The organism is Pedobacter suwonensis (assembly GCF_900111825.1).
Lineage (GTDB): Bacteria > Bacteroidota > Bacteroidia > Sphingobacteriales > Sphingobacteriaceae > Pedobacter > Pedobacter suwonensis.
Window position 1 is genome coordinate 298,936 of record NZ_FOJM01000005.1, and the last position, 6,209, is coordinate 305,144.

Genomic DNA, 6,209 nt, shown 5'->3' on the forward strand with positions numbered 1-6,209 from the left:
GCTATGATCCAACTTACCTACCTCTTTGAACAGGAACTTTCAGCAGCTATACCCTATCAACTGATGCGCGCAGGTATGACAGATCCCTGGTTGGTTATATGCGGATGTAAGGTATTAGGTATTATTGATCAAGTTGAAGGAAACTGGACACAGATTGTAGGTGAAGATATTCCCCCGGTGGTTATTGAAAAGATGGGTGATTTAATAGATACACAGCAGTTTAGCTGGTTACCCGATTTAATCAAAAAACAATGGCCAAGGTATGTGCTTGATGTGATTGTAGAAAATTTGCAGCGTTATGAAATAATCTGCCATAAAGAGGCTTGTAACAAAAGTTTTAAACAACGTTTTACATTGGGCATCCATGCATTGGCCCAGCGGGAATCGGCCCTTGTTTTTAACATACGCTGCTTTCAGAAATCAGATTCTTACCTGGTAATCAAAGCTCCGGCAATAGACCGGTATGTTTAACCTCTCCGGATATGTTCACCTGAAGACCTGAATTCGATCATTATTGAATTAAAATACGGTTTCATAAACCTTCCATACCTGACCGTTCTTCAGGCTGAAACTTGTTTCTACAGGTAGAGATAATATTTATAATGACTTGTAACTGCTTCGTAGTTAGCGTCTTTTTAACAGGAACGACGCTGAAATGAATTACTATCGCTGAGCTTGCCTAAGGCTCGGTTTACTGTATACCTTTCCGCTGCACTGCAGGTCAGCGTTTGACGGCTCCTTAATCGAAAAGCTTTTACAAGCTGCGGAGAAGCAGTATTAATAATCAAACACTTTATCTGCTCAGCTAATATAATACTATTATTGAACCTGATTTCAACCAAAAATAAGCGAAACATCGGTTGTATTAATACTGGTTTATTTTAAGATATCGGTGTAATATTTAAATTTGACCCAATAAAACAATTCTTAGATGACCTTTGCAGAAAAATTACAGGCCCTGCGCCAATTAATGTTCGCTAAAAAAATAGATGCCTATATTATTACCGCTGCAGATCCGCACATTAGTGAGTACTTACCTGCACATTACAAGGCCATTCCCTTCGCCTGTGGATTTACAGGCTCTGCCGGCACGCTGGTTGTTACGCAGGATTTTGCCGGTTTGTGGACTGATTCGAGATATTTTACACAGGCCGAAGCACAATTGACCGGTACTGGTTACGAACTGGTAAGACTAAAAGTGCCGCACACTCCGGAGTATATCAGTTGGTTATGCGACATGCTGCCAAGAGGAGCAAAGGTAGGTTTTAATTACGAACTCATCACAGTGGCGTTGGCCCAGGAGTTACAGCATAATTTAGCTCAGAATGAAATAGAAACAATCCATGTTGATTTTATTAGCGACATCTGGCAGGATAGGGTAGGGCTGCCTGTAGAAAATGCTTTTTTAATCGATGAGGAAGCTGCAGGACTTAGCATTTCAGCTAAAATTAATGAGGTGAGGACAGTTTTAAGCATAAATAAAGCAGATTATCATTTAATTTCATCACTTGATGATATTGCCTGGTTGTTTAATTTACGCGGGCAAGACGTAGATTATAATCCGGTAACTTTAAGTTTTGCTTTAATAACACCGGAAGGGGTTAAACTATTTATAGACAAACAAAAGCTATCACAAACGGATATCCAGACACTAAATCAGCAAGGTGTAGCACTGCATCCCTATACTGAAGTGGCTACAGCACTAAAAGAACTACCAGAAGATATCCGGATTTTTATTGATCCAAAACGTACCTGTTTCGGCTTATTTGAATGTTTGCCAAAAGGTGGTAAAATCATTTCAGGTATTAATCCGAGCACAAATTTAAAAAGTTTAAAGAACGATACCGAAATTAAGCATATCCGGAAAGCAATGTTGCATGACGGTGTAGCTCTGACGAGGTTCTTTAAATGGATGGAAGAGCGTTTAGGTAAGGAACAGATTACAGAATGGTCTGCGGCAGAAAAACTGGCTTCATTCAGAGCAGAACAAGAATCTTTCGTAGGTTTGAGTTTTAATACCATAGCGGGTTACAATGCAAACGGTGCATTGCCACACTATAACGTAACAGCAGAAAGCAATCAGGAAATTTTAGATGATGGTTTGTTTCTTGTCGATTCAGGAGGTCAATATTTATACGGCACAACCGATATTACCAGGGTGATGCCCATTGGTAAATGTTCTGCAACCCAGGCCGATGATTATACTTTAGTGCTTAAAGGGTTAATAGAAGGCTCTAAACTAATTTTTCCGGAAGGTACCAAAGGTTATCAGATCGATTCGATCTGTAGAAAACCGCTGTGGGAACATGCTATAAATTTTGGGCATGGAACCGGACATGGGATAGGCTTTTTTCTGAATGTACATGAAGGACCTCAGAATATTAGTCCGGCTAATGTAGACGTAGTTTTTAAACCAGGCATGGTAACCTCCATTGAACCTGGTATTTATCGCCCGGGAAAACACGGCGTACGCATTGAAAACCTTGTTTTATGTGTACCTGGCAGCAGTAGTGAATTTGGCCACTTTCTCACTTTCGAAACGTTAACCTTATGTTTTATCGATACCACCATCATCAACAAAACGCTTTTATCGGCAGATCAGATCGAGTGGCTAAATCAATACAACCAAATGGTGTTCCAGAAGCTACAACCCATGCTGTTAGAGGAAGAAGCCAAATGGTTGAAAGGTAAATGTCAGCCTGTTTAATCATTTATTACCAGTAATATAAATAACGGTCGTAATTCGCACGGTCGGAACCTAAAAGCTACAAACCGTACCAATGCGTCATCATTTCCAATCAGGTTGGGAATGGCGATGCAGTGAGTAAATGTGCTTTTCACGCCAATGTTTTCGAATTAGCTGATCTCTTAGGCTATCATCGTTGCTGAGATGGTCTTTTCAGCAGCCTATGCAATCCACTCATGTATTATCTGCGTAATCTGCAGGAAATTAAATGGAGTTTAATATAAACTTTGTCAGTCTGAGCTTATCGAGGAACCTTCCACTCATCGATCAAATTTTTAATGTTCTGATATCCCTTATGTGGTTAATATTTTGACCTAGGAAAGCAATTCATGCTGTTTACCATCTGATCTGCCATTCACTTATCTTAGCGGGCTGAACTTGCTATAAATACACCAATTCTTTACCGATTTTGCGCTATTTTAAAATTTCGGTGTATGCTTTACTTTTAAATTTTACTTTTGGTTAACTAAATTCACAAAATCTGCGTTTCGTCATGATTATTGAGCCAATAAAAAATAAATATTTATTCTTAAACACTTTAAAAGCAATATTTTGCTTCGTTTTATTTTTAGTGAATATTGAGGTTGTCCAGGCCCAGTCGCCCTGGCTTGCCTTAGGGAAAAGGCCTTCCACTTTAGGTTTGGAAAATGGTTTTTCATCTTATAATGCCGGGGCGTTTAATTTAAAGCTCGTTAAATCATCTCAAACTGTAGCAGGTCTCCAGCCAAAATTGGTTAAAGATTTCGATTTTGTACCCGGCGATAGTTTAAAAGTGCGGAGTTCAGATGGGCTGTACCACTTGGGCGATATCAATTTAAAATTACGCTATACCGGCGAAGAAGGCTGGAAGAGCTACAGCACTGCGGCAAAACGGAGTCCTGTAAAAAGCATCCAGGTAGGTAAAAATGCCCTTGCTGCTGCTGATCTTGCAGCGACACTTCCTGCTGATATTCCATTACAGGTGAAACGGACCTGGGAAATGGTTAATGGGAAACTTGTATTGCGTTTCGAACTTAAAAACAAAACGGATCGAAACGTTGAAATTGGTGCATTGGGAATACCAATGATTTTTGACAATATTTTAGAAGGGCGTACACTGGAACAGACCCATGCCAAGAATGTATTTTATGATCCATACATTGGAAAAGATGCCGGTTATTTACAGGTTACCCGCTTAAGCGGACATGCACCTTCTTTACTGGTTGCCCCATTAGGGCATACACCATTTGAAGCTTACAATCCACTTAACGACGACCGTACGCCAAGAGGAATTGCTTTTGAGGGTTTTTACGAATGGATGGTGTATAGTAAAGCCTATGCTGGAAACGAGTGGAAAAATGCCGAGCAATGGAACACCCCAACTTCAACAGTTTTAAAACCAGGCGAAAGCAGGAGTTATGCCCTTCAGTTTATTCTTTCGGGTACCGCGAAAGATATCGAGAATAAACTGATTGAAAACAAGAGACCGGTAGCCATATCTGTTCCGGGTTATGTGCTAGCCAGAGATGTTGAAGGGAAACTATTCATAAATTACCCCAAAAAGATACAAGCTATTCAGGTTCAGCCCGAAAATGCCTTAAGAGTTGTGGCGTCAGGCTCAACCAAAAATGGTTGGAAAAGTTATTCGGTAAAGGGGAATACATGGGGAAGGGCAAGGTTATCCATTACTTATGAAGATGGTTTGGAACAAACCATAAACTACAAAGTGATTGATCCTGAAAGTAGCGTGATTGCGAGTTATGGTAACTTTTTAACTACCAGGCAGTGGTTTAACCAGCCGGATCCTGTTTTTAACAGAACTCCTTCGGTGATTACCTACGACAATGAAAAGCAACTGCAGGTAGTGCAGGATAACCGGGCATGGATTTCTGGTTTAAGTGATGAGGGAGGTGCAGGTTCGTGGTTAGGCGCCATCATGAAACAATTGGTACAGCCCAAAAAAGAAGAAGTAGATAAACTTAAACAATTTGTAGATAGCGTAATGTTTGGCAGGTTACAGCTTAAAAGCGGCCCCCAAAAATATGGTGTAAAAAAGAGCTTGTTTTACTATGCACCAGATTCACTTCCTAAGGGTACTTATGATGCGAACATTAACTTTAAAGTATGGTCTGCATGGCCAAAAAAAGAGGCTGATAACCTCGGCCGATCTTACAATTACCCCCATGTTGCAGCGGCCCACTGGGTGATGTACCGTTTGGCACGTAATTATAGAGGTCTTATAGCAGAGCAGAGCTGGAAACAACATCTTATTGATGCTGCCGAAACAGGTATGGCTATGGTTAATATTGCACCTTACTATTCAGAATTTGGCCAGATGGAAGGTACAGTATTCTATCTCATCTTAAACGACCTCAAAAATGAGGGATTAACCGCAGAAGCTACCCGGTTAGAAAATGAAATGAAAAAACGGGCTAACCACTGGCGCTCGTTGCAATATCCATTTGGTAGTGAAATGCCTTGGGATTCTACAGGTCAAGAAGAAGTTTACGTATGGTCGAGTTATTTTGGCTACCAGGATAAAGCAAATGTAACGCTTGATGCCATCCTGGCCTATATGCCTGTATTGCCGCACTGGGCGTACAATGGTAATGCCCGTAGGTACTGGGATTTTCTTTATGGTGGTAAACTTTCGCGTATCGAAAGGATGATCCATCATTACGGTTCAGCACTTAACGCCATTCCCGTTTTAATGGATTACCGTAAAAACCCTGGCGATTTCTATCTTTTACGAGCAGGTTATGGCGGCCTGTTGGGCGGCATTTCTAACATTACCCAGGAAGGTTTTGCGCCAGCAGCATTCCATGCTTATCCGTCAACTTTGAAAAATGACGGGATTACGGGCGATTATGGCTCAGGCTTTTTTGGTTACGCGGTTAATACTTCCTCTTACATTTTAAATCATCCTGAATTCGGATGGTTAGCTTTTGGTGGCAATGTGAATAAAACTGGCAATACGGTCAATGTTAAATTGACTACGGCAGCAAAATCATCAGTTTACATTGCGCCAGCAGGGCTTTGGATCAGTCTTGATGCCGGCACCATTGATGAAGTAAACTATAATACCATAAATGGTGAAATCCGGCTAAAACTTGCTAAAGCGGGTGAATATACGGCTAACGCCTTACTGCGGTTATCGCAACCTGCAAAAGTTAAAGGAACAGGTGTTTATTCAGTAAAAAGTAAAAGCATAGAGAAAAGGGGAGGGTATGAATTCCCGCTGGCAAAAGATCACACCACCGAAGTCATTCTTCAAAAATAATCAACCATCACCATCAAACATCTATCCGTGCTATCCGTAGCGTTTTGAAAGGCGCTACGGATGACGGAATAAAATAGAGTGTCTGACTCGTTGTTTCGCCATTGAGTTTAAAACTCAACACCATCCATTAATCCGCAGTGACGCTGCGCTTAACACTACGGACAGGATTGATTTATCAGGTCTATCCGTAGCGTTCTGAAAGGC

At 40.9% G+C, this 6,209-nt stretch carries 3 protein-coding genes; all 3 read left to right on the forward strand.

Annotated elements, in window-relative coordinates; all coding sequences use genetic code 11:
- Positions 1–3 precede the first annotated feature (3 nt).
- The 3 genes from BM107_RS08800 to BM107_RS08810 all read left to right on the forward strand — a co-directional run bounded on the left by BM107_RS08800 (position 4) and on the right by BM107_RS08810 (position 6,005).
- Complete coding sequence (locus BM107_RS08800; protein ID WP_090982339.1) at positions 4–471, forward strand: hypothetical protein; 468 nt, start codon at positions 4–6, stop codon at positions 469–471.
- A gap of 460 nt (positions 472–931) precedes the next feature.
- Complete coding sequence (locus tag BM107_RS08805) at positions 932–2,707, forward strand: aminopeptidase P family protein (RefSeq protein WP_090982341.1); 1,776 nt, start codon at positions 932–934, stop codon at positions 2,705–2,707.
- 532 nt (positions 2,708–3,239) lie between these two features.
- A complete protein-coding gene (locus tag BM107_RS08810; RefSeq protein WP_208864360.1) occupies positions 3,240–6,005 on the forward strand; it encodes a DUF5695 domain-containing protein in 2,766 nt (921 codons plus the stop codon).
- Positions 6,006–6,209 lie beyond the last annotated feature (204 nt).